This is a genomic window from Desulfitobacterium hafniense DCB-2 (assembly GCF_000021925.1).
GTDB lineage: Bacteria > Bacillota > Desulfitobacteriia > Desulfitobacteriales > Desulfitobacteriaceae > Desulfitobacterium > Desulfitobacterium hafniense.
The window spans coordinates 2,843,996-2,864,874 of the sequence record NC_011830.1 but is presented as its reverse complement, the minus strand read 5'-3'; the positions used below and the strand labels follow the sequence as shown (position 1 = coordinate 2,864,874).

The window sequence follows — 20,879 nt, the reverse complement described above, 5'->3', positions numbered from 1 at the left end:
ACAGAGATTTACTACGGCCATTCATTTAAATAACTAGACTCTGTAACATTTAAAACTCGCATTGCCCAACGAGGCAAAATTTTCGTGTTATAGTTTACAGCAAAAGACGACGACTGGCATCAGCCAGTCGCCGCCTTTTGCTCTTTTTCCGGGCTGTCTTATTGCGACAGCGCCATTATTGATGCCTATACTCATCCAGTTCTTCGTCCAAGCGTCTTTCAATTTCCTCATCGCTGAGATCAAATTCCCGGGCATAATCCCTGGCCCGCTGACGTTGCTCATAATAATACTGGCGAAGCCTCTCCCTTTCCTCATCGGGATCCAGGTTTTCCTGCCGGCGCCGGCGCAGATTCTTGAAAATCACATAGCTTAGCAGTGAGGTCAGGAGCAGCATAAGCAGGCTTTGCAGCGGGCTTCCGAAGCCAAACCCAATGACCATCCAGATCACGACCTTTCGCTCTAATCACCGCCGGGAGTTAAGCTCTGCTGCCATTGGCCAAACGGAACTCCCCGGCCCGGTAATCGTAAATAAAAACTTCCCCGGTTTCGATCATATAGTGCCAGCCGCTGAGCATAAGCTCTTTGGCCATAACCTTCTCGTAAATATAAGGATAAGTCATTAAATGGCGCAACTGCTCCACCACATTGATCTGCTCCATCATCCATTCCCGGACTGTTGGTTCATCCTCCGCAAATTCGCTGAGGACTCTCTCTCTTACCGATTCCATAAGCTCCAGCCATTTTTTCGTATGGGGCAGCTGGTCCAGCTTCTCAGGCGCATTCAGGCTGGCTGAACAGCCTCCGCAGTTGGAATGTCCGCAGACGATGATGTTCTCCACTCCCAGCATCTGTACAGCGTATTCTATGGCCGAGGTGGTGCTCACATATTCCGATGTTTCGCGGCAAGGGGGCACAATATTGGCCACATTGCGGACGATGAACAGTTCGCCGGGCAAGGTTCCTGTGATCATATTGGGATCAATGCGCGAGTCTGAACAAGTAATAAACAAGGTATGGGGTTTTTGATTATCTTTTAATTCTTCAAAAAGTTGTCGATGGGTCTCGAAATCCCCATTACGAAAATTGACGATTCCTTTTAATAGTTTCTCCGTAACCATCACTCTCCCTGCACACATTATACTATGATGCCACTATCTTTCCCAATTCATTGGCAACCTTTGCATCAGGTTATTAACTGCTATAGACAGTCAAAAACAAAGCGTCTGCACGCTTTGTTTTTGGTAAGAGGCTCAATTCTAATATAATCCTGATTGAACAAAACTTTCATAATCCACGGGGTTTTTGAGCAGTCCCTTTTCTTGAAGCCACTCCAGCACCTTATTGACATCCTTTTCCTCAGGAAGCTGCGGCTCGGAGTAATGCTGGACCTGATAAGAAGCGGCGATGCTTTCGGGTATATTCACATTCTTAACCAAAAGCTCTTTATACTGATCCGGGGAGGCATTGATGGCCTGAACCCCCTTCGTGTAGGCTTGATAAAAACGTTGCAGAGCATCCTGCTTCTCATTGAGGGTCTTCTTGCCGACAATGGTCACCGATTGAGACAGGTTTTCCCCTTGGGAGTCTTCAGCAATGATTTTGGCACCCTGTGAAACCACGTAGGATATCTGGGGGTCCGGTACCACAATGGCGTCGATCTGATTGCTCAGGAGCATTTCCACCCGCAGCGGGAGCTTGGCAACTGTCGTCTTATTGACTTCCCCTGGATTGACTCCTCCCGCCAGGAGAAGTTTGTCGGTGACATATTCGATAATGGAATTGTTGGAGATGCCGATACTCTTCCCTTTTAAGTCGGCAACGGACTTCACCGTGCTGGCCGGTGAAGCGATAATGGCAAAGCGTCCTTCCTCCGGTGTGGCGCCAAGGGCGATGGAAGCAACCCGCAGATCTTCCCCTGAGCTTTTCAGCAAAGCGGCGATCATGATATCCGTAATCATACCGTCCAGTTGTCCCGTTTGAAAAGCGCTTTGCAGCTCCACGGGGCTCTGGAAGGTCAATAATTTAACCTCCAGATTTTGTTCAGCAAAATAGCCGTTTTGCTGAGCAACCAAGACAGGCAGATTCTCTTCAATAGTCATGGACCCGATGGTTAAGGTATCCCCTGCTTGAGAGTCGCCCGGATTGGCGGTATTCTTTTGTCCGCAGCCTGTGCTTAGAGCTAAGACAAGAACAAGGCTCAACACAAGGCTGGAAAAGGATTTGCGCCTCATTTAGATATTCCTCCTGCTCATTTTCAAAATATGAATTTAAGTTCATTTCTTGAATTCTATTAAACGCCCTTTTTTCAGAAGTGTCAATAGTTTTTTTGCGCAGCATTAGGTTATCCTTATTTTTACGGATTAACCCATGAACAGAAGAATTTTTCACAGGTATCAAGGAGCAGATAGATCAAGAACCCCATTAATCCCATGGCGATGATCCCGGCAAACATCTTGTCATAGGCCAGACTGCTCCAGGAATTCATGATAAAATAGCCAATCCCCTCTTGAGTCGCATAGGTCTCCACTAAGAAAAGGATGGCCATAGCCGTTCCTAAGCCCAGCTTCAGGGAGGTCAGAATCGAGGGCAGACAGGCCGGAAAATAGACATGCCGGTAGAGTTCCAGGGTTGAGGCCCGCAACGACTCCACGGAAAGGACATATTCATGCTGCACATTGCGGGCTGCATCCCTTGTGGTCACCACAATCTGATAGAAAACGATCAAGGTGATCATAACAATTTTCGAAACATCACCAATCCCCAGTAAAATAAGAAAGATCGGCAGAAAAACCACCTTAGGGACCGGGAAGGTCAGGTAGAGAAAAGGAGCGGACCAAGCATCGGCCCGTTTGTTCTTGCCTAAAAATAAACCCAGAGGAATTCCCAAAAGAGCAGCCACCATCAAGCTGATGCCCACGCGGTAAAGACTCACCTGCAAATGGGGCATCAGCTCACTGAAAAATAATTCCCCAAAGGATTGGAGGGCTTCCCAGGGAGGAGGAAAGGCGGTGGTCTCCAGAAGCATAGACAGAATCTGCCAGGCCAAACCGATGAGAAGCACGGTGATCAGAGTAGTGTACACTTTTGAAGTGAGGGATTTTAAAGGCATGCCTGGCACCTCCCCCGCAGGCTCAGGCGCAGAGCGTTGCACACTTCAAGGAATTCCATTTTTCCCCGGGCTTCATAGTCCCCGGCTAAAGGGTTGTTAATCTCCTGGGTAATGATTCCCGGACAAGGGGACATGACGAAAATCTTCTGCCCCAAAAACACGGCTTCCTCAATATTGTGAGTAATGATCAGGATGGTAAGTCCCGTCTCCTGCCAGACCTTGAGGACTAAGTCCTGCATCTCTTCCCTGGTTAAGGCATCCAGAGAAGAAAAAGGCTCATCCATAAGGAGCAGCTCCGGATGAAGCACCATAGAACGGGCAATGGCCACTCTCTGCCTTTGCCCCCCGCTTAATTGAATGGGAAAACGCTTGCGCAGATGCAATAAGCCCAACTGCTTAAGAATCTCTTCGGTGCGTTGAGCTGCCTGGGTACCGGCTATTCCTTTAATCTGCAAGCCCAGCCGGACATTATCCCATACGGTTTTCCAGGGCAAAAGTCCGTATTCCTGCAGAATCAGGGCCACCTCGTTGTTAGCTTGGGGAGGAGCGCCTTTTAAGAGCACCTTTCCTTGATAATTCTTATTCAAGCCTGCCACTACATTTAAAAGGGTGCTTTTACCGCAGCCGGAGGGGCCAATGATCGCCCCGATCTGCCCCTGAGGAAGAGTCAGGCTGACATCTTTTAAGGCGGGGGTTAATTGACCGTTCTGGGCATAGACCACATTGAGGGATTCAATGGTTAAATAGTTCTTCATCAATTTTATATCTCCCAATCCCGCGCATGTTGTAATCAATGAGGGTTTGATAGGCCAGCTCAATATCCTGGGGTTCACCCTTGCCGATCCACGCCAGAATCACTTCGCGGAAGGTTCCCACAAAGGCCGTAGCGGTGACATTGGTATCCTGCCTGGGGATCAGTCTTTCCGCCATAAGCTCATCCAGATCAATTTTGGTCAAGCGGATCAAATCCTCTTCAATATCGGCATATTTAGTATTCAAAGCCGTGTGGATCTGGGGAAATTGTTCCAGGAGGATTTTGGCCAGGTACTTCTCTTTCAGGAACAAGCGGATGCACACTTCCATGGAGGCCTGCAGCTTAGCAAAGGTATCGGTGTACTGTGCCCGTTCCTGCTTGATTTTGGCCAGCAATTCGGCGTAGATCTCTTTGACAATCATATCCACCAGAGATTCTTTATCCGTAAAATAGAGATAAAAGGTCCCTGTGGCGATGCCGGCCCGCCTGGCGATGGACTTAATGGAAACCTTGCCGATCTCCTCTTCTTCCGATAGGATTTCCTTGGCGGCTTTGATTATCCTTTTCCGGCGCAATTCTTGTTTCTCAAGGACTCGGTCCGTTTTATTATAAACCATAGTTAACTCCGTTTTTAGAAAAAATATCCATAAACTGAACTAAGATTCAATTTATGGACAAATTGTACTCTTTATTATTTTTCCAGTCAAGGGGCAAACACAAGTTGGTTTAGAATGCCTTCCCCTCTTTGCGCCATTCCCCATATTCGGCAGCCGCTGTGAACAGAACGTCCGTGGAAGAATTGAGGGCCGTTTCGCAGGAATCCTGAACCACACCGATAATAAAGCCTACCCCTACCACTTGCATGGCAATATCATTGGAAATACCAAACAGACTGCAGGCCAAAGGAATGAGTAAAAGAGAGCCCCCTGCCACACCGGAAGCTCCGCAAGCAGCGATTGCCGACAGCACACTTAAAATGATGGCCGTCGGAATATCCACAGTGATGCCTAAGGTGTGAACGGCAGCCAAGGTAAGCACGGCAATGGTCACCGCCGCCCCTGCCATATTGATGGTCGCTCCCAAAGGGATGGAGATGGAATAAGTGTTTCTATCCAGCCCCAGCTTTTCACAGAGAGTCAAGTTGACGGGGATATTAGCTGCCGAGCTTCGGGTAAAGAAAGCCGTAATGCCGCTTTCTCTTAAACAACGGAACACCAGAGGGTAAGGGTTTTTACGGATTTTAAGATAAACGATCAGCGGATTGATGATCAGGGCCACAAAAACCATGCAGCCCACCAGGAGAAGGAGTAATTTTCCATACCCCAGCAAAACCTCCAAACCGCTGGTTGCAATCGAATCAAAAACCAACCCCAGAATCCCCAAGGGCGCTAAATTGATCACCCATTTTACCACCTTGGATACCGCATCGGCAAAATCACCAATCAGTTGCTTGGTGGATTCACCGGCGGTCCGCAAGGCCAGGCCTAAGAGGATGGCCCAGGATAAAATTCCGATATAGTTGGCATTCATCAAGGCTTTAACCGGGTTGTCAACCACATTCATAAGCAAGGATAAAAGAACCTCGGTAATCCCGCCTGGAGCGGTTATATCCTCAGCACCGGCGGCCAGGGCAATGCTCACGGGGAACATAAAACTGGCTATGACCGCAGTAACACCGGCCAGGAAGGTGCCGAGCAGATAAAGAATAAGAATAGATTTCATATTGGTCTGCTGTCCACTCTTATGGTTGGCAATGGCCCCCATCACTAAAATCAAAACCAGAACCGGTGCCACAGCCTTTAAAGCGCCAACAAATAAATTACCGAGAATAGCGACCGGCGCGGCAATGTCAGGAATCCATAAAGCAAGCATAATACCGATGATGAGACCCATGAGGATGCGTTTGACGAGGCTAATGTTGTTCCATTTTCTGAGCAGTTCCTTCAATTGTCTTGGCTCCTTTCACGTATTTTTCGACTAATAATGTCGTATTATATAAGATTTTTTAAGTTTATCACGAATTATAAGACATGACAATTGATGATCCTGTATACATTTCTGGATACATTGCCAAAGGTTTTATGGGCATGTTTTATTTTTGCATTTTCAGGCATCTACTGAGTGCAGTTTTAAATAATTAGAAAAGGATTTCTCGCAGAAACAGCTAACTATTAGTATTAAATGATTGTCAATAAGTCATTAGAGAAATGTAAGCAACAACAGAGTCACCGGAGGTGCTTTATGATCTATGAAGGCGCTGTTTTCCGTCCTCCCAGTGAAGCGTCCAGCCTGATTCTGCAGGTCTCCCTGGGCTGCCGCCATAACCAATGTACATTTTGCAGCATGTACAAAGGAAAAAGCTTTCGCATCCGCAGTATCGAGGAGATCATGGATATGATCGATGCCGGCTCGAAGGCTTATCCTCATATGGAACGGATTTTTCTTGCCGATGGCGACGCCTTGGCCGTGGAAACGGACGTATTAAGCAATGTTCTGGAAACACTTTACCAGCGCTTCCCCCGCCTGAAGCGGGTAGGAATCTACGGAGGGCCGAAGGATATCCTGGAAAAAAGCCCTGCGGAACTGGCCCGGCTCAAGGAGCAAGGGCTGAGCATCGTCTATCTGGGTGTGGAAAGCGGCAGCGGGCTGATCCTTAACCTGATCCGGAAAGGAGTAACCCCCGAGGAAATGATCAACGCCGGTCAAAAGGTTGTGGCCAGCGGGCTCAAATTATCCTGCACCATTATTTTAGGATTGGGGGGCCGGGAACGCTCCCCGGAACATGCCGTGGAGACCGGAAAAGTCATCAGTGCTATCAACCCCCACTACCTGGGAGCCCTCACCCTCATGCTGGCTCCGGATGCCCCCCTCACCCAAAAGATCAAATCCGGGGAATTTACCCCTCTCAATAAATGGGAAAGTCTCATCGAGCTGGAACTCATGGTTCAAGGCTTAAACTTAAAGGATTGCCTATTCCGCAGCAACCACGCCTCCAACTACCTCCCCCTCAAAGCCCACCTTCCCCATGATAAAGCAACCCTTCTCTCCACTTTAAAAGAGGTCATTGAGGAAAACCGGGAGGAAGTCTTAAGACCCGAATACTGGCGAGGGCTTTAAATCAGTGCAGGGAACAACCCCCGTACATTCCCTGAGGGCAGTATCGCCCTTTCCGGAAGGCACAGGGGCGGTTCCCTGTATTTCTTATCTAAAAAAACTATCAATTACGGCATGCTTAGCTTAGTTTAATTATTTTAGCAAACCCAGCTTTTGGATCAGATAAGGAAGTGCCCGTTCGAAGCAGACCCCATAGCGGCGCTCCTGATTCCCGGCCACGGTAAGCTGGATGCATTTCAGGGTATAATCCACAGCAATCTGAGTAGCTTCGGCCAGAGAAAAGTTATTGAGCAGACCGGACAATAAGGTGCTGCCAAAGACGTCCCCTGTGCCGTGGAAATAGCCTTCCACCCGCTCATTAAAGGCATAGCTTACCTGATCCGTTTCCCGATCATAGCAGGCTGCGCCAAGCTGGGCCGGGTCAAAGGAGATACCTGTCAAGACGACTTTTTTCGCGCCCATGTCGGAAAGCTTCCTGAGAATTTTCTCGACATAATCCTGGGAATACTTATCTCCCACATAGTCTTCCTCAAGCATAAAGGCTGCTTCCGTTAAATTGGGGACGATGATATCGGCCATGGAGCAAAGCTTGGCCATACCTTTAGCCATCTCCGGAGAGTACACCGAATAAAGAACCCCATTATCCGCCATCACCGGATCCACCATAACCAAGGTATCGTCTTTTCTAAAGGTTTTAAAGAGATCGGCTACCAAATCAATCTGGGCAAAGGACCCTAAAAAACCGCTGTATAAAGCGTCAAACTTCAGATCAAGGGATTGCCAGTGCTTGGCTATAGGCTCAATATCTTCGGTCAAATCCCGATAAGTAAACCCTTCAAATCCCCCCGTGTGGGTGGACAGGACTGCTGTAGGCAATACCCCTGTATCAAATCCGGCCGCCGAAAGAATGGGCAAGGCCACGGTTAATGAGCATCTGCCTACACAGGATATATCGTGGATGGCCGCTACCCGCTTTTGTCTTTCCATAGTCACTTCTCCTTACACGAAAATTGAATCATTGCCTAAATAAACAACAGTTAATTATAGCTTAAATCATTCCCCTTGCAAAGCTTATTTAACCTTGGGTTTATTCTTAATAAAGTAATGAATAATATTGGGATTGCTGGTTTTGCGGGGTTGGATTTCGAATTGCTTTAATGAGGAAATAAGCGGGGTCAGCTTAGTGTGCCCGTAGTTTCTGGTATCAAAATCAGGATAGCGTTTGTTCAGCCGCTTGCCCACTTCACCTAAAAACGCCCAACCATCCTCATCAGAGCTTTCCGTAACAATAATGCGAATGGTGCGAATCAGATCATCCAGGGAAGCCATCCCATCTTTGGTGGGATCATGCTTCTCACTTTTTAAGGGAATACCCTGCTCGGAAACATTGGTAGTGCCACCAGCCAGCACTTCTAAATATTTAAATTTCTCACAGGCGGCGATAAAGGGTGTGGGGGTTTTTTTCTCACCCATACCGATGACATACATTCCCGCTTCCCTTAAGCGGGCGGCCAGCCGGGTGAAATCACTGTCACTGGATACGATACAGAAGCCGTCTACATTCTTGGAATAAAGGATATCCATGGCATCAATAATCAAGGCTGCATCTGTGGCATTTTTACCTGTGGTGTAACTGTATTGTTGAATGGGTGTGATGGAGTAATTGAGGAGCACATTTTTCCAGGACGACAATTGAGGTTTTGTCCAATCTCCATAAATTCTTTTATAGGTAGGAATGCCATGATTGGATACTTCATCTAAAATCGGTTTAATGTATTTTTCCGAAACATTATCAGCATCGATGAGCACCGCGATATTTTTATCATTATCCATAAGATATCCCCTTTAAAACATATTAATTTCACATATGTATATGCAGCGCCTAAGCTGCCCCCATGAGTAATAGTATAATGGAACTTCATTTTACTTACAATACGGATTACACTGCCTTCCCTGGTAAAAAAACCGCTCCTTCAAGCGAAGAAGCGGTTCATTGTTTCCGGTTATGAATGAAGCTGTTTAGTCACCCAGGGCCGGAACCGGTTTTTTGTACTTTCTAAGTTCGAAAAACAGGAAGGTTCCGGTCACCAGGACAGCCAGGCCATCCGCGATGGGAGCCGTGATCCAGACCCCTTCAATTTTGTAAAACCGAGGGAGCAGAAGCAAAAGAGGAATAAAAAGAAGCACTTGTCGGGAAAGGCTGAGAATCGTGGATTGAATAGGTTTTCCTACTGCCTGGAAGTAGGAGGAGCCAATGATTTGGAAACCGACAATGGGCATCAAAGCCAGGAAGACAAGGGATGCATGGACGGCTAACTCGGTAAGAGCCAGATCATTTTTACTGAAAAGCCCTACCACCGGAACAGCAAAGAGATGGAGCAGGACAAATCCACCTGCCGCCATAGCAGTGCCCACCAGAACGGCTTTTTTCAGGGTTTCCTTGACCCGCTCATAATTCTGAGCGCCGTAATTATAACCGATAATGGGTTGTGCCCCTTGGCTGACTCCGACAATCGGCATCAGCAGCAGCATGGATATACTCATGACAATGCCCACGGCTGAAATAGCTATATCTCCCCCATATTCCCTTAAGGTGTTGTTCAGTAGAGTTTGCTGAACACTATTGGCGATCTGCATGGCAAAAGGTGCAAAGCCAATGGTTATGGTCTTTAAGACAATGGATGGATCCAGGCGCAAATATTTTGCTCTCAGCTTAATTCTGCTGCGTCCCATGAGAAAATGGCTGAGAACCCATATTGCCGAAACAGTTTGACCAGTCACTGTCGCCAAAGCGGAGCCCTGAATACCCCAATCAAATATAAAAATGTAAATATAGTTACAGACAATGTTAATAACCGCACCGATAATCTGAGTCAGCATAGCAATACGGGGGTTGCCTTCGGCACGGATAAAGTTGTTCATGCCAAAGGCTAAAGCACCTGGCACTGCGCCCATCATAATGATATGGCTGTATTCCTTGGCATAGGGCAAAACTTCCGGACTGGCGCCAAACAAGACCAAAAGGGGTTCAGCATTAAAAAAGTAAACGAAGGATAAAAGCAAGGGCAAAAGCACAAGAAGACCTGTGGCGTTTCCTGCAATTTTTTCCACTTCGTCCATCTTTTTCTCGCCCATGCGAATAGAGATCAGGGCGGTAGCTCCCACACCCACCAGCATAGCGACGGACATAAGCAAAATCATCACAGGCATGGCTACCGTAACTGCAGCGATGGCCAGATAACCAACACCCTGACCGACAAAGATACGGCCGATAATATTGTAGAGGGCATTAACCAACATCCCAATAATTGCCGGCAAGGAAAATTCCCACAGCAATTTTCCGATGCTGTCATTTCTAAGGCTTATCATTTAAACACTTCTTTCTCACTCTATAATCTGCTCTTGATCATGATCTATCTTCTTAGTCATGCTCTGTCTGCTTGATCATGATCTCTATAGTTCCCTGTTCCTCAGGTCAAACCGGCACTTTTTTAAGAAAATCCACAACGTGCTGCAAATTATTCTCAAAAGCCTGGATATCCCCGGCATCAAAAACAGCCAAAGATTCTCCCATTTGTTCTGTGAAAGCAGCAATACGCTCCTCCATCTTCTCTTTGCCCTGGGGGCTTAAGTAAATTAAGCTCTTCCGGCGATCCTTCGGATCCATAGCCCGTATAATAAGCTCCTTTTCCTCCAAAAAATCAACCAAAGCGGTTAAGCTTCCTTTTTCAATATCCAGGTTTTTACCGATTTCGGTCAGGGTTTTTGGATTCTCATGATAAAGGATATTGAGTATTTTGATATGATTTTTCTTCAAATCTGAACGACAATCCACTTCGTTGCGAAATGGCAGCAAAAACTTCTCATGGAACAACCCCATAAAAGTAAACATCAGTTTATGAATTTGCTTGGTTTTATTATAGTTCAATACGACCACCTACCTTTTACTTAACTAAAGAAAAAATAAGAATTCAGACAGTTAGGAAACTAACAGTAAGAATACTTAAATATTATAGTGATAACCAAGCCGGAATGCAAGCACTTTCTTTCGAAAGGATCGGTCATCTGCTTCCATAGTTCGCGACGGTTCCCGGGCAATGATTTTCCTGCCTGCATGAATAAAGCAGGGATATCCGATTGGATATCCCTGACCTAAGCAATAGTATTCATCTTCTCCGGCGAAAATAATTATATTCCTTCATGGTGTTATCTCCAGACTATTTAACGATAAGCATAGGTTAAAGCTTTAAATGCTTAAGAATCGCGTAATCAAAGGGTGGAAAGGATGACAACAGCTCTTGGATGGTCACTTTTGCCAAGGACCCTTCAAGGGCGTTTCTCGCCTCCTCTAAAGGTGGCCGGAGCACGTCATTGATCCGGCAGCCAATCGGACAATAGGCATTGGGATGAGCATGAAGGCCAAACAGTGCATGCTGGTCCGTTAATTCCACTGCCCGATAGACCGCCAATAAAGTGATCTCCTCCGTACTTCTGGTTAGTTTTGCTCCTCCGGTACCTGAAGAAATAGCGATCAGGCCGGCTTTTTTTAAGTACCCCATAATGCGCCGGATCAGAACCGGATTGGTGTTGACACTCACAGCAAGGGCTTCGCTGGTCACTTTGACATCTTCAGGACACCAGGCAATGATAATAAGGATTTGTACTGCTACAGGAAACCTGCTGCTTAATTGCATGGTCTCCTACTCCCCCACCGCTTCCACCCGGCAAGGAATACGGCGGTGCATGGGAGTGCACATCTCGTCCCTGTCCGTGCTCTGGACTAATTCATTGACATTGACTCCGTATTTGCTGCCTTCATAGACCAGCCCTCCGCCATGACGGATGTAGACACAACCGCGAGCTGCGTGGGGACTAATTTCAACTTCGATCAGCGCTGTGGAGGCTTTTGTGGTAATTTCAGCTTTGTCCCCGTCGGTAAGCCCCAGGTTTCCGGCATCCGCCTCATGCATAAGCATGGTTGCCCAGCGCCGGGAACCGTTCCACTGGGGATTGCGCAGCATGGTGTTGGCTACTGTCTCATGATGAAGCCCTGCGTGGAGGATCAGAGGATAATGCTCAGGCAGATCCAGCTCCGCCCTTTCTTTATCGATAGTGGCCGCTTGCAGAGGTTCGAAGAGCTCCTCAATGCTCAAGGCCAGTTTTTTATCTGGGGTGTGCAGCATTTGAAAGTTATCACCCTGGAATCTGGCCAGGATTAACCCCTGGGGATGCCCAACAATATCCTGATACATCTTCTCCGCCATAGTGATATCCGGAGGATAGCCTATGGCGGCAGCGCCGGCTTTAAAGCCTTTACTGCTGTTGATCAGCAGGCCTACGATTAAAGCCTGGTTGACGGAGCCGAGGGCCTTCCCCAGAGTTTCCGCCAGGATGAGGGGAGCCAGCTTGGCATGCTGGGGATTTTCCAGGAAATAAGCGTTGATTGCCCCTAAGTATGAGGTAAGGCCTTGCTGCCCTGCCCCATAGAGCCGATCCGGCAGTTCCGGTAGAAAACCCATGGCCTTAATCAGCTCTAAGATAATCGCTGAACCCTCTTTGGCTTCCGGGCTGAGGGGCTCCAGGACAGGCTGACGCATTTGAAAATAGAACTCCGGGTAGGAATAGTTAAAACACGTGGTATCATAGGATTCCAGATAACTGAGACTGGGCAGGACATAATCAGACAAGCGGGCGGTTTCGGTGTAGGCGATATCAATACACACTGAGAGCTCCAAGGCATGGAAGGCCTTTTCATAAGCCAGGGTATCCGGCCAGGAGCGAAGGGGGTTACAGGCACTGACGATTAAAGCGCGGATGCGCTCCGGATGATCATGGAGGATCTCATCAGGCAAGATAGCCGGCGGAAATACCCCCAACACGGGAAACATCTTATGTTTCACCGTACGCCAGGTTTTCGGATGGCGCTCATCGCTGTCACTTCCCATGGGATAAAGGAAAGCGGGAAAAATCTGTCCCCCTTCCACAGCCAAACGTCCTGTTACAGCCCGTAAAATATGCAGCAAGTAATTGTTGAGGGTGGAGTTGCGATTCATATAAATCCCCAAATCCTGATGGATACAGGACTTGGTTTGGGCAATCAGGCGGGCCGTCTCCACCACATCTTCATAATTAAGCCCGCAGACCTCTTCCACCGCTCTCTTAGCTTCAAATCCGCTGAAGAGTTGGGCAACCTCTTCCCACCCGCTCACATGGTCTTCAAGATACTTTTTATCTTCCCATTCCTGCTCGAGAATAATCCGGATGATGGCTTTTAAGAGCAATGTATCAGACCCCGGGCGCAGGGCCAGATGAAGATCCGCAAACTTAGCCGTCTCCGATAAGCGCGGATCAATAACAAGCAGTTTTTTGCGGGGATTCTCAGCAAACTCCTTGATCAAGAGCCGGGTACGCGGCTCCTGATGGCTCATCCAGCCATTCCAGCCCCACGCCACCAAAGTATCTGCTCCATGGGCGTCCGCCACGGAAGTTAACCCCTGTTTTCCCGCAACCCGGCCGTCCACCCAAAAGACATTGGAAAATTCTTGTGCCAATGATGAATAGTAATAACGTGAACCCAGAAGGCCCAGCAGCCTTAACCCGATGCCGACCTCCATCTGCCCCCCTACATTGCCGCCGCCCACATAAGCAAAGGATTTAGGTCCATGGTCTTCTTTGATGGACAATAATTTTTCAGAAATCTCACCAATGGCTTGTTCCCAGCTGATGCGCACATGACGGTCCCCTGCTTTTTTCAAAGGATAATAAAGGCGATCCCCATTATGGGCATAATGGGCGATCTTCAGACCTTTTTGGCAGCAATAGCCGAGACTGCGGGGATTGTCCTTATCCCCACGGACTTTGACGATACGATTGTTCTCTATCTCCAGTTCCAGGCCACAGTTCTGAGCACAGAGTATACAACCGCTTTTTTTCCATTCTCCCATCCTTGTGCTTCTCCCCTCTCTGGTGGTCCCATGGGTGTAACCACTTTGGTTTCATCTTAACAGATATCTAAATATTCTGTCAATTGTAATCGGCTATAATCAGTTGGCTAAACTGCAACTGTTCCCCTTCAATATACTGGTGCTCCTGTCTGCAGTAATCTTCGCTTAGTGCTGTTGAGCGTGCAACCAGGAAGGTTAAAAATAAATTAAATAAAGCCAAAAATGACAGTACGCGGAAAACTCCGCCACTGTCATTTTGGCATATCATTGCTTTGCACATTGCTTTTCTATTTTGATGATTTCCCCAATGGCCTAAAGGGTTTTAATAGGCAGACCAGCCTCCGTCAGCCACGATAACAGCGCCATTGACGAAGCTGGACTCCTCCGCAGCCAGGAACAATGCCACCTGGGCAATCTCCTCAGGTTTGCCCATACGGGGATTGGTGGCCATACCAGCATAGGCCCGTGCGGAGCCGAATTTATGAGGATCGGTAATTGTGGACCCGATATTGGTTTCCACGGCTCCCGGGGCGATGGCGTTGCAGCGAATCCCCTGCTGGGCATACATAAAGCCGGTGTTTTTAGTAAAACCAATCACGGCATGTTTGGAGGCCGTGTATGTAGCCCCTGCTCTGGCACCGTTTAGTCCCCCTGCCGAGGCGACATTGACAATGACGCCGCTTGATTTTTCCAGGAATATGGGAAGAACCTTTCTGGTTGCACGCATAACGCTTGTGGTGTTTACGGCAAATATTCTTTCCCAATTCTTATCTTCTATATCAGCGGCAGGTTCAAAATTATCCATGATTCCTGCATTGTTGACAAAAATATCGACGGTACCATAAGTACTCACAGCTGTGTCAACCAAGGCTTGAATATCTTCTTCCACAGCAACATTGGTCTTGATGGCCAAAGCGGTGCCACCTGCCGAAGTAATCTCTTCGGCAACCTTATGGGCACCCTCCAGATTGAGATCCGATACAACGACTTTGGCCCCTTCTTTAGCGTAGAGAAGGGCAATTGACTTGCCCATACCGGAAGCTGCTCCCGTTACAATGGCCACCTTATTCATTAATCTCATGGTTTTTTCCTCCTCGCTCTAATCATTCAAAATCTGCTTTCTCTGCCTGCAACCTTAGGGTTGCCAATTCTGCTTGTTTTAAGAACTGTTTTCCGGAAGTTTTTACCCTCCTCTCTCATTTAATAAGCTTTTTAATTTATTAAATATTCAGAATTCAATTAATTTTAACGTATCCGCTACTTTTTGACCAGTCCAAACGGCATAAAATATAATTCTGATCGGATTGATATTTTTAATTATCGATGAAAAGAGTTATGATTTAGATAAGGATAACTTTAGGCTTGCAAGTCCATCCTATGCTCTAAGGAGGGAAGATTCTATGACAGTTGATAAAACCAATCTGGAAATTGCTACGTTTGCCGGGGGGTGCTTTTGGTGTATGGAATCAGTATACAGCCCCTTGCCTGGGGTTTTGGAGGTTCTATCCGGCTACACCGGCGGCCATGTGGAAAACCCCACCTATAACGAGGTCTGTTCCCACACCACCGGACATAGGGAAGCGATCCAAATTAAATTCAATCCGAATATTGTGAGCTACAAGGAACTCTTGGCTTTTTTCTGGCGGCAAATCGATCCCACCGATCCCGGCGGACAGTTTCACGATCGTGGTGAGTCCTATCAGACAGCTATTTTTTATCACAGCGAAGAACAGCGCCGGCTGGCCGAAGAGTCTAAACAGGCTTTAATCAGCAGTTCGCATTTTGATAAGCCCATCGTTACTGAGATTCTCCCGGCTGCTCCCTTCTATCCGGCAGAAGATTACCACCAAGGCTATCATCAAAAAAATGCTTTCCGCTATGCACTTTACCGCCAGGGTTCAGGCCGGGATGCCTTCATCAACAAACATTGGGCAAAAGAAAAGGAGCAATTAAAAAAGCGTTTAACTCCGCTGCAATTTCATGTGACTCAGGAAAAAGGCACGGAACCTCCCTTTCAAAATGAGTTTTGGAATAACAAGCAGGAAGGGATTTACGTGGATGTCGTTTCCGGTGAGCCTCTATTCAGTTCGAAGGATAAATTCGACAGCGGCTGCGGCTGGCCTAGTTTTACCAGGCCGGTGTTAAAAAGCAATATCGTCGAAAAAATTGACCTCAGCCATAATATGACCCGCACAGAGGTCGTCAGCCGCAATTCTGAATCTCATTTGGGACATGTTTTCGATGACGGACCGGGGCCGGATGGCTTGCGTTACTGCATCAATTCGGCTGCTCTGCGCTTTATCCCGAAGGAAGATCTGGAACGGGAGGGCTATGGGGATCTGCTCCGTTTGTTCCGGGATTAGACTTGAGAGTCTTTGCCGATTAAGCGGCTTTCAACATTATAGAGCACTTCACAGTCACACACGCCGCCGTTCTTTTGGAAAATCTCCAGAATATCGTTGATTTTGCCGCGGTTAAGCTGCATCTGAGTTAATATTTGCCGGCTGAAACGATAAGTATGGTCACAGTGGAAGGCTGCCAGTTTTTCATTTAAGCGGTAAAAGAACAGACGCTGAAAAAGCATGCTTAAGATCTCAGCATCTTTGTTCAAACTGGATTTCTCATGATTATAGAGCGCATCGTATTCCAGATGACCCTGCTTAATTCCATGAACTAAACGGCGGTTAACCTCTTCTTTAATCAATTTCTTATCCTTAAGAAGGGGTAATTCTGCTTGTCCTTCTTCCTGAAAAGTCTTCTCCGGCATGACTATCATCTCCTTAAACGAATCGCTTCTGATTCTTCGGATTTTGATTTCCTATAGATCTTCAATACTCCTATTATAAGCATAGAACATGCTTTAATTCATCGTTCTTTATCCCCCGCGATGCGGCAAAGCGTCACGGGAGGGTTATGCAGAAAAAAGGCGGAGTTCGACTCAATGTCATTTAATGGTATGAATATAACTTATTAAACTATAAGTGTTTGCAGACTTCACATATCGAGCAGCGGCATGACAATACGGACAGGGGGCAACATTTTTCTGATGTTGCCCCTTGTCTGTATGTTTTTATATTTACTCTGAAAACACGGTAAAAACGTATCTTTTGCGCTGGCTATCTCATAATCAGTCGTTTATCGCCTCAATGCCGAGACGTTTTAGTTCGTCAAGATGATCCCGCATTTTCTGGAGCGTCTCTGGGGAGTGTCCTTCCCATTCCGGGACTTCGCCTATTACGCGCAAGGGATGTTGGGTGCGATAGGATCTGGTGGGGTTCCCCGGAAACTTCTTATCCGTCAGATTGGGATCATTCTCGAAGGTGCCGGTGGGCTCCACACAATAGATACGACCGGGTCCGTCGCCCACTGCAAGCTCTGCTCCCCACACGGCCGCATCCAAGGTCCCAGTCAGATAGACATAGTTGGCCTTCTTTCGCTTACCATAGTTAGAGCTATAGCCAGGCTCCAGCAAGTCTCCTATCTTCAAGTCGGCTTTTGTACCGTGGTAGAAAGGTCCGGTTTCAATCAGTTCTCTTTTTTTATGCACACTAAGTCCTCCATATAAATTCCTGTTTATCGTTTTCAAAAAGTTATAGCAGATTTCTGCATCCCGTTACCGCCGGTACAGGGGCATACTCTCCTCCATCGTTACACCATCAATAGCCACAATCTCCCCTAAAATCTTAAAGTAGTCAATATCTTTAGGCACCCTGATTCTGAACTCAACGGGAATATTCCTGGAAAACTTGATCGGCAGAACGGAAACATGTTTAATCGTGATGCCATTTTTTTCAAAAACCTCACCGATTTCTGTCAGTTTAAATTCATTGGCAATACACACTTTTAACAATTGCTGGTTGCGAAAAAGAAGCTTTTCAAAGAAGCCGTCCAAGGTCAGGAAAACCAGGAAGGTAGTTATTAATGAAGAATAATACATCCCTGTAGCCACTGCCATGCCAATCGCCGCTACCACCCAAATGCTGGCGGCCGTTGTCAGCCCTTTGACTGAGGTGCCTTCGCGCATGATGGTGCCGGCGCCCAAAAAGCCAATACCGGTTACAATATTGGCCGCTATTCTTCCCGGATCTTTATTGGCATAATCAAATGAAGTAAAAGCAAACATAGACACGATAGTGACCAAAGCAGCCCCTAAAGCGACGAGTATATGTGTTCTTAATCCTGCGGGTTTGTGGATCTTCTCCCGTTCCCAACCGACAACCCCACCTAAGATACAGGCTAACAAAAGCCTTAAGGCCATCTCGTAATCGCTAATCAACAAAAGAGCCACCTCCCGAATCCATTCAGTAACTACAAGACATTACTTTGATTTTACAATAAGTATTGATCTATTTTAACTCTACTCAATTAAAAAAACAAAGAGACCATTTATCAACGATGACTCCCTGTACTATTTCTTCCAAATCTCATGGTCTTTATGTTTGTCATTATTGCAGGCTCAGTCCGACAGGTAATGATGAGCCAAGGCATTTACTTCCTTAGTTTTCCATCTTTTTCAAGAGCAGATTGACTTTATGGAGAGCATAGGTTAGATCGGCTTGCTCCTCATCAGTCAATTTAGTCAGGTTATTGCTGAGCCGTTGATACATTCCGGCCCATTTTTGATCTTCAGCATCTTTGCCCGCTGTGGTCAGGGAAACCAGAACGGCCCGCTTATCTTTAGGGTCGGGTGCTTTGACCAGGAAGCCACCTGTTTCAAGGTCGCTGATCACTTTGGTTAATTGTTGCTTGGCAATATCCAGACCGCTGCTTATGTCTTTAATATTCAATGCTCTCTGCTTCATATAGATAAATTCGAGAACGTGGCTTTGCAGGTGTGACAACGCCACGGCTTCTTTGTTCAGCTGGCTGAAGTTCCCAAAAAGATTTGAGATCAACTCAATATATTCTTTGGCAATCATTTCACTCATTGCTGCACCTCCCTAATATAGTAATCATTTTAATGCTATTAATAGATTATTTCAAGTAAAAACCCTGAATATAGTAAATTAAAATTTACTATATTCAGGGTTCTCTCATCCGTTATGACTCAGTTCTGCCTTTCACTAAATCCTGAAGTTTTACAATTGCTGCGGGATAGTCCCGTAAACCTATTCAGGCTGCGCCGACAAGTTCGCGTACCTTTTCCACCGCAGACGCAGCATCCGGAGCATAAGCGTCGGCGCCAATCTTATCGGCAAAATCCTGGGTAACCGGGGCTCCGCCCACAATTATTTTTACCTGATCGCGATAATCAGCCAAGCCTTCAATTACGCCCTTCATATTTATGATCGTTGAGGTTAATAAGGCAGAAATGGCTACGACATCCGGTTTATTTTCTTTAACAGCTTCAACGAATTTTTCTGCCGAAACGTCAATTCCTAAATCCACCACTTTAAAACCGCCACCCTGCAACATTATGATAACCAGATTTTTACCAATATCGTGAAGATCCCCCTTCACAGTGCCAATCAATACAGTTCCTTTCTCTTGAAGGGCATCGCCGGCTAAAAAAGGTTTAACGGCATCCATTCCAGCATGCATTGCTCTGGCGGCAACTAAGACTTCGGGGACATAAACTTCATTATTTTTAAACTTAGTACCGATAATACTCATAGCCGTAATAAACCCATCATTAATAATCGTAACCGGATCAAGCCCTTCTGCCACTGCTTTAGCTGCTTGCTCCCGAACTTGATTGGCATCTCCCTTCATAAGTGCTTCTTTTATTTCGTCAAGGATTTTCATTTCTTCTACTCTCCTTTTTTAATTTTAAATAGGCAAGCATTGCTGACAATTATTTCAGATCATATCTGCCATAATTTGCCGCTGTTCTGTATAGACTTGCGATGTTTTCAGGAGGAGTTTCCCCCGAAACAACATTGGCTGGCGCTACGATATAACCACCGTTTTCTCCTAATGTGTCAATCATATTTTTAACTTCTTTTTCAGCGCCCTCTATACTTCCGGCTAGAGCATGCTGAACATCTATGCCACCATGAAAAATAACTTCAGAACCAAATTCCTGCTTTATTTTAAGCGGGTCCATGCCGTTTGCCGTATGCTGGATAGGATTCAAAACGTCAATTCCGGCTTCAATTAACAAAGGAATCAATGGGTAAACAGCCCCACAACTGTGAAACATTATTTTAGCCTGAGGGGCCTTCTTTTTAATAAAGGCAAAGAGTTCTTTATGATACGGTTGCAGCATCTCCTTATATAATTCAGGTGAGATAAATGGTGCGTTCTGCATGCCATAATCTTCACAGAAAGCTATCATATGGATATAGGGTCCCACTGCATTTAGGTATACTTCATGAAGTCCTAAAAATATATCAAGAATTTTTCCTAATAAACGCTTGGCAAATGGTTTATTGATCATGAGGTCAACTAAAAAATTATCAAATCCTCTCATAATCCAAGCAGTATCGAAGAATCCATAATTATGAGCAGCATGGGCGGCAATAGCGTAATCGGTATTTTGGAGCAGGTCATGGGCACGTTTTGCCAAGCCCTCAGCACGTCCCGGAGCATATGGATCAAGCCATGGATAGTTATCAAGATCACTTTCATCTGCATTCAATAAAGGATACTTTACAATAGCTCTTTCATTTCCCAATAACCTATAGACGACACCCCATTCATCAGAAAAAGTGCCATCATCATACATTGTATTTTGATAACCCGTAGGCGTTTTCAGCCAAACATGGCGAAAATCAATGTCCAAAGCTTGCAGAACACGTGGGTCATAATAGTTCGCCGTAAAATTTCTGCGGAACGGCTCAACCTCTCCCTCAATATTAAAATAGTTTTTCAAAGCAAAATAGGCCGGATCATTAATAAAGCTCGCCGATTCACATAAATCCATAGGGATACGGTCAGGCAGTTTTTTGTTCAAAACCGCTAATACCCTTTCACGATGATTCATAGGTTTTACTCCTCTCGCTAAAAAATATTTAAG

The 20,879-nt window shown here is 46.4% G+C and carries 22 protein-coding genes; 2 read left to right on the top strand and 20 right to left on the bottom strand.

From position 1 onward, the window contains the following. Positions 1-175: 175 nt before the first annotated feature. The 7 genes from DHAF_RS13355 to sstT all read right to left on the bottom strand — a co-directional run bounded on the left by DHAF_RS13355 (position 176) and on the right by sstT (position 5,810). Positions 176-439 carry a hypothetical protein gene (locus DHAF_RS13355; RefSeq protein WP_015944148.1) on the bottom strand — a complete coding sequence of 88 codons (264 nt, stop codon included), beginning with the start codon at positions 437-439 and terminating at the stop codon, positions 176-178. 37 nt (positions 440-476) lie between these two features. After that, a complete protein-coding gene (locus tag DHAF_RS13350; protein ID WP_005811480.1) occupies positions 477-1,118 on the bottom strand; it encodes a carbonic anhydrase in 642 nt (213 codons plus the stop codon). A 138-nt stretch (positions 1,119-1,256) separates the two neighbouring features. Then, positions 1,257-2,231, bottom strand: a complete 975-nt coding sequence (locus tag DHAF_RS13345; RefSeq protein WP_011459744.1) for an ABC transporter substrate-binding protein — start codon at positions 2,229-2,231, stop codon at positions 1,257-1,259. A gap of 122 nt (positions 2,232-2,353) precedes the next feature. Next, positions 2,354-3,109 carry an ABC transporter permease gene (locus DHAF_RS13340; RefSeq protein WP_005811476.1) on the bottom strand — a complete coding sequence of 252 codons (756 nt, stop codon included), beginning with the start codon at positions 3,107-3,109 and terminating at the stop codon, positions 2,354-2,356. Continuing rightward, positions 3,100-3,864 carry an ABC transporter ATP-binding protein gene (locus tag DHAF_RS13335; RefSeq protein ID WP_015944147.1) on the bottom strand — a complete coding sequence of 255 codons (765 nt, stop codon included), beginning with the start codon at positions 3,862-3,864 and terminating at the stop codon, positions 3,100-3,102. Before DHAF_RS13335 ends, DHAF_RS13340 begins: the two co-directional genes overlap by 10 nt. Continuing rightward, entirely contained in the window at positions 3,842-4,480 is a 639-nt protein-coding gene (locus DHAF_RS13330; RefSeq protein WP_005811472.1) for a TetR/AcrR family transcriptional regulator, read from the bottom strand. The genes DHAF_RS13335 and DHAF_RS13330 overlap by 23 nt, the downstream gene beginning before the upstream one ends. Before the next feature lie 109 nt (positions 4,481-4,589). Continuing rightward, positions 4,590-5,810, bottom strand: a complete 1,221-nt coding sequence (sstT, locus tag DHAF_RS13325; RefSeq protein WP_005811470.1) for a serine/threonine transporter SstT — start codon at positions 5,808-5,810, stop codon at positions 4,590-4,592. A 294-nt stretch (positions 5,811-6,104) separates the two neighbouring features. On the opposite strand from sstT, the gene DHAF_RS13320 reads away from it, so the two are divergent. Then, on the top strand, positions 6,105-6,980 hold the full coding sequence (locus tag DHAF_RS13320; protein WP_011459741.1) for a radical SAM protein: 876 nt from the start codon (positions 6,105-6,107) through the stop codon (positions 6,978-6,980). Between the two features lie 129 nt (positions 6,981-7,109). Here the strand turns inward: DHAF_RS13320 and DHAF_RS13315 are convergent, their stop codons facing one another. The 7 genes from DHAF_RS13315 to DHAF_RS13285 form a co-directional block, all read right to left on the bottom strand. Next, a complete protein-coding gene (locus DHAF_RS13315; protein WP_015944146.1) occupies positions 7,110-7,964 on the bottom strand; it encodes a pyridoxamine kinase in 855 nt (284 codons plus the stop codon). Between the two features lie 84 nt (positions 7,965-8,048). After that, positions 8,049-8,810, bottom strand: a complete 762-nt coding sequence (locus DHAF_RS13310; protein ID WP_005811460.1) for an NYN domain-containing protein — start codon at positions 8,808-8,810, stop codon at positions 8,049-8,051. A 186-nt stretch (positions 8,811-8,996) separates the two neighbouring features. Then, positions 8,997-10,346, bottom strand: a complete 1,350-nt coding sequence (locus tag DHAF_RS13305) for an MATE family efflux transporter (protein WP_005811458.1) — start codon at positions 10,344-10,346, stop codon at positions 8,997-8,999. Positions 10,347-10,452: 106 nt separating this feature from the next. Next, positions 10,453-10,914 (bottom strand): MarR family winged helix-turn-helix transcriptional regulator, encoded by a 462-nt coding sequence (locus tag DHAF_RS13300; RefSeq protein ID WP_005811456.1) that lies wholly within the window; start codon positions 10,912-10,914, stop codon positions 10,453-10,455. A gap of 301 nt (positions 10,915-11,215) precedes the next feature. Continuing rightward, entirely contained in the window at positions 11,216-11,671 is a 456-nt protein-coding gene (locus DHAF_RS13295; protein WP_011459739.1) for an Rrf2 family transcriptional regulator, read from the bottom strand. A gap of 6 nt (positions 11,672-11,677) precedes the next feature. Beyond that, a complete protein-coding gene (locus DHAF_RS13290) occupies positions 11,678-13,921 on the bottom strand; it encodes a molybdopterin oxidoreductase family protein (protein ID WP_015944144.1) in 2,244 nt (747 codons plus the stop codon). A gap of 322 nt (positions 13,922-14,243) precedes the next feature. Further along, on the bottom strand, positions 14,244-15,002 hold the full coding sequence (locus DHAF_RS13285; RefSeq protein WP_015944143.1) for an SDR family oxidoreductase: 759 nt from the start codon (positions 15,000-15,002) through the stop codon (positions 14,244-14,246). A 223-nt stretch (positions 15,003-15,225) separates the two neighbouring features. Here DHAF_RS13285 and msrB point away from each other — a divergent pair, with 223 nt between their 5' ends. Further along, entirely contained in the window at positions 15,226-16,284 is a 1,059-nt protein-coding gene (gene msrB, locus DHAF_RS13280; protein ID WP_202796156.1) for a peptide-methionine (R)-S-oxide reductase MsrB, read from the top strand. Here msrB and DHAF_RS13275 read toward each other — a convergent pair. The 6 genes from DHAF_RS13275 to DHAF_RS13250 form a co-directional block, all read right to left on the bottom strand. Continuing rightward, positions 16,281-16,697 carry a DUF2695 domain-containing protein gene (locus tag DHAF_RS13275; RefSeq protein ID WP_041271967.1) on the bottom strand — a complete coding sequence of 139 codons (417 nt, stop codon included), beginning with the start codon at positions 16,695-16,697 and terminating at the stop codon, positions 16,281-16,283. The genes msrB and DHAF_RS13275 overlap by 4 nt on opposite strands. Before the next feature lie 351 nt (positions 16,698-17,048). Further along, positions 17,049-17,468 carry an NAD(+)--rifampin ADP-ribosyltransferase gene (arr, locus tag DHAF_RS13270; protein WP_005811445.1) on the bottom strand — a complete coding sequence of 140 codons (420 nt, stop codon included), beginning with the start codon at positions 17,466-17,468 and terminating at the stop codon, positions 17,049-17,051. A 66-nt stretch (positions 17,469-17,534) separates the two neighbouring features. Further along, positions 17,535-18,209: an MgtC/SapB family protein gene (locus tag DHAF_RS13265; RefSeq protein WP_005811443.1), complete on the bottom strand. Its 675-nt coding sequence runs from the start codon at positions 18,207-18,209 to the stop codon at positions 17,535-17,537. A 208-nt stretch (positions 18,210-18,417) separates the two neighbouring features. Continuing rightward, entirely contained in the window at positions 18,418-18,849 is a 432-nt protein-coding gene (locus DHAF_RS13260; RefSeq protein WP_015944139.1) for a MarR family winged helix-turn-helix transcriptional regulator, read from the bottom strand. A 184-nt stretch (positions 18,850-19,033) separates the two neighbouring features. Beyond that, complete coding sequence (locus DHAF_RS13255) at positions 19,034-19,666, bottom strand: corrinoid protein (RefSeq protein ID WP_005811441.1); 633 nt, start codon at positions 19,664-19,666, stop codon at positions 19,034-19,036. A 49-nt stretch (positions 19,667-19,715) separates the two neighbouring features. Beyond that, positions 19,716-20,846, bottom strand: a complete 1,131-nt coding sequence (locus tag DHAF_RS13250; RefSeq protein ID WP_015944138.1) for a uroporphyrinogen decarboxylase family protein — start codon at positions 20,844-20,846, stop codon at positions 19,716-19,718. Between the last annotated feature and the right edge of the window lie 33 nt (positions 20,847-20,879).

Coding starts and splice junctions, on each gene's coding strand:
- DHAF_RS13295 (WP_011459739.1), bottom strand. CDS start 11,671: ATGCAATTAAGCAGCAGGTTTCCTGTAGCAGTACAAATCCTTATTATC.
- DHAF_RS13350 (WP_005811480.1), bottom strand. CDS start 1,118: ATGGTTACGGAGAAACTATTAAAAGGAATCGTCAATTTTCGTAATGGG.
- DHAF_RS13255 (WP_005811441.1), bottom strand. CDS start 19,666: ATGAAAATCCTTGACGAAATAAAAGAAGCACTTATGAAGGGAGATGCC.
- DHAF_RS13250 (WP_015944138.1), bottom strand. CDS start 20,846: ATGAATCATCGTGAAAGGGTATTAGCGGTTTTGAACAAAAAACTGCCT.
- DHAF_RS13315 (WP_015944146.1), bottom strand. CDS start 7,964: ATGGAAAGACAAAAGCGGGTAGCGGCCATCCACGATATATCCTGTGTA.
- DHAF_RS13310 (WP_005811460.1), bottom strand. CDS start 8,810: ATGGATAATGATAAAAATATCGCGGTGCTCATCGATGCTGATAATGTT.
- DHAF_RS13285 (WP_015944143.1), bottom strand. CDS start 15,002: ATGAGATTAATGAATAAGGTGGCCATTGTAACGGGAGCAGCTTCCGGT.
- DHAF_RS13290 (WP_015944144.1), bottom strand. CDS start 13,921: ATGGGAGAATGGAAAAAAAGCGGTTGTATACTCTGTGCTCAGAACTGT.
- DHAF_RS13260 (WP_015944139.1), bottom strand. CDS start 18,849: ATGAGTGAAATGATTGCCAAAGAATATATTGAGTTGATCTCAAATCTT.
- DHAF_RS13340 (WP_005811476.1), bottom strand. CDS start 3,109: ATGCCTTTAAAATCCCTCACTTCAAAAGTGTACACTACTCTGATCACC.
- DHAF_RS13305 (WP_005811458.1), bottom strand. CDS start 10,346: ATGATAAGCCTTAGAAATGACAGCATCGGAAAATTGCTGTGGGAATTT.
- DHAF_RS13330 (WP_005811472.1), bottom strand. CDS start 4,480: ATGGTTTATAATAAAACGGACCGAGTCCTTGAGAAACAAGAATTGCGC.
- DHAF_RS13320 (WP_011459741.1), top strand. CDS start 6,105: ATGATCTATGAAGGCGCTGTTTTCCGTCCTCCCAGTGAAGCGTCCAGC.
- DHAF_RS13275 (WP_041271967.1), bottom strand. CDS start 16,697: ATGATAGTCATGCCGGAGAAGACTTTTCAGGAAGAAGGACAAGCAGAA.
- DHAF_RS13335 (WP_015944147.1), bottom strand. CDS start 3,864: ATGAAGAACTATTTAACCATTGAATCCCTCAATGTGGTCTATGCCCAG.
- DHAF_RS13345 (WP_011459744.1), bottom strand. CDS start 2,231: ATGAGGCGCAAATCCTTTTCCAGCCTTGTGTTGAGCCTTGTTCTTGTC.
- DHAF_RS13355 (WP_015944148.1), bottom strand. CDS start 439: ATGGTCATTGGGTTTGGCTTCGGAAGCCCGCTGCAAAGCCTGCTTATG.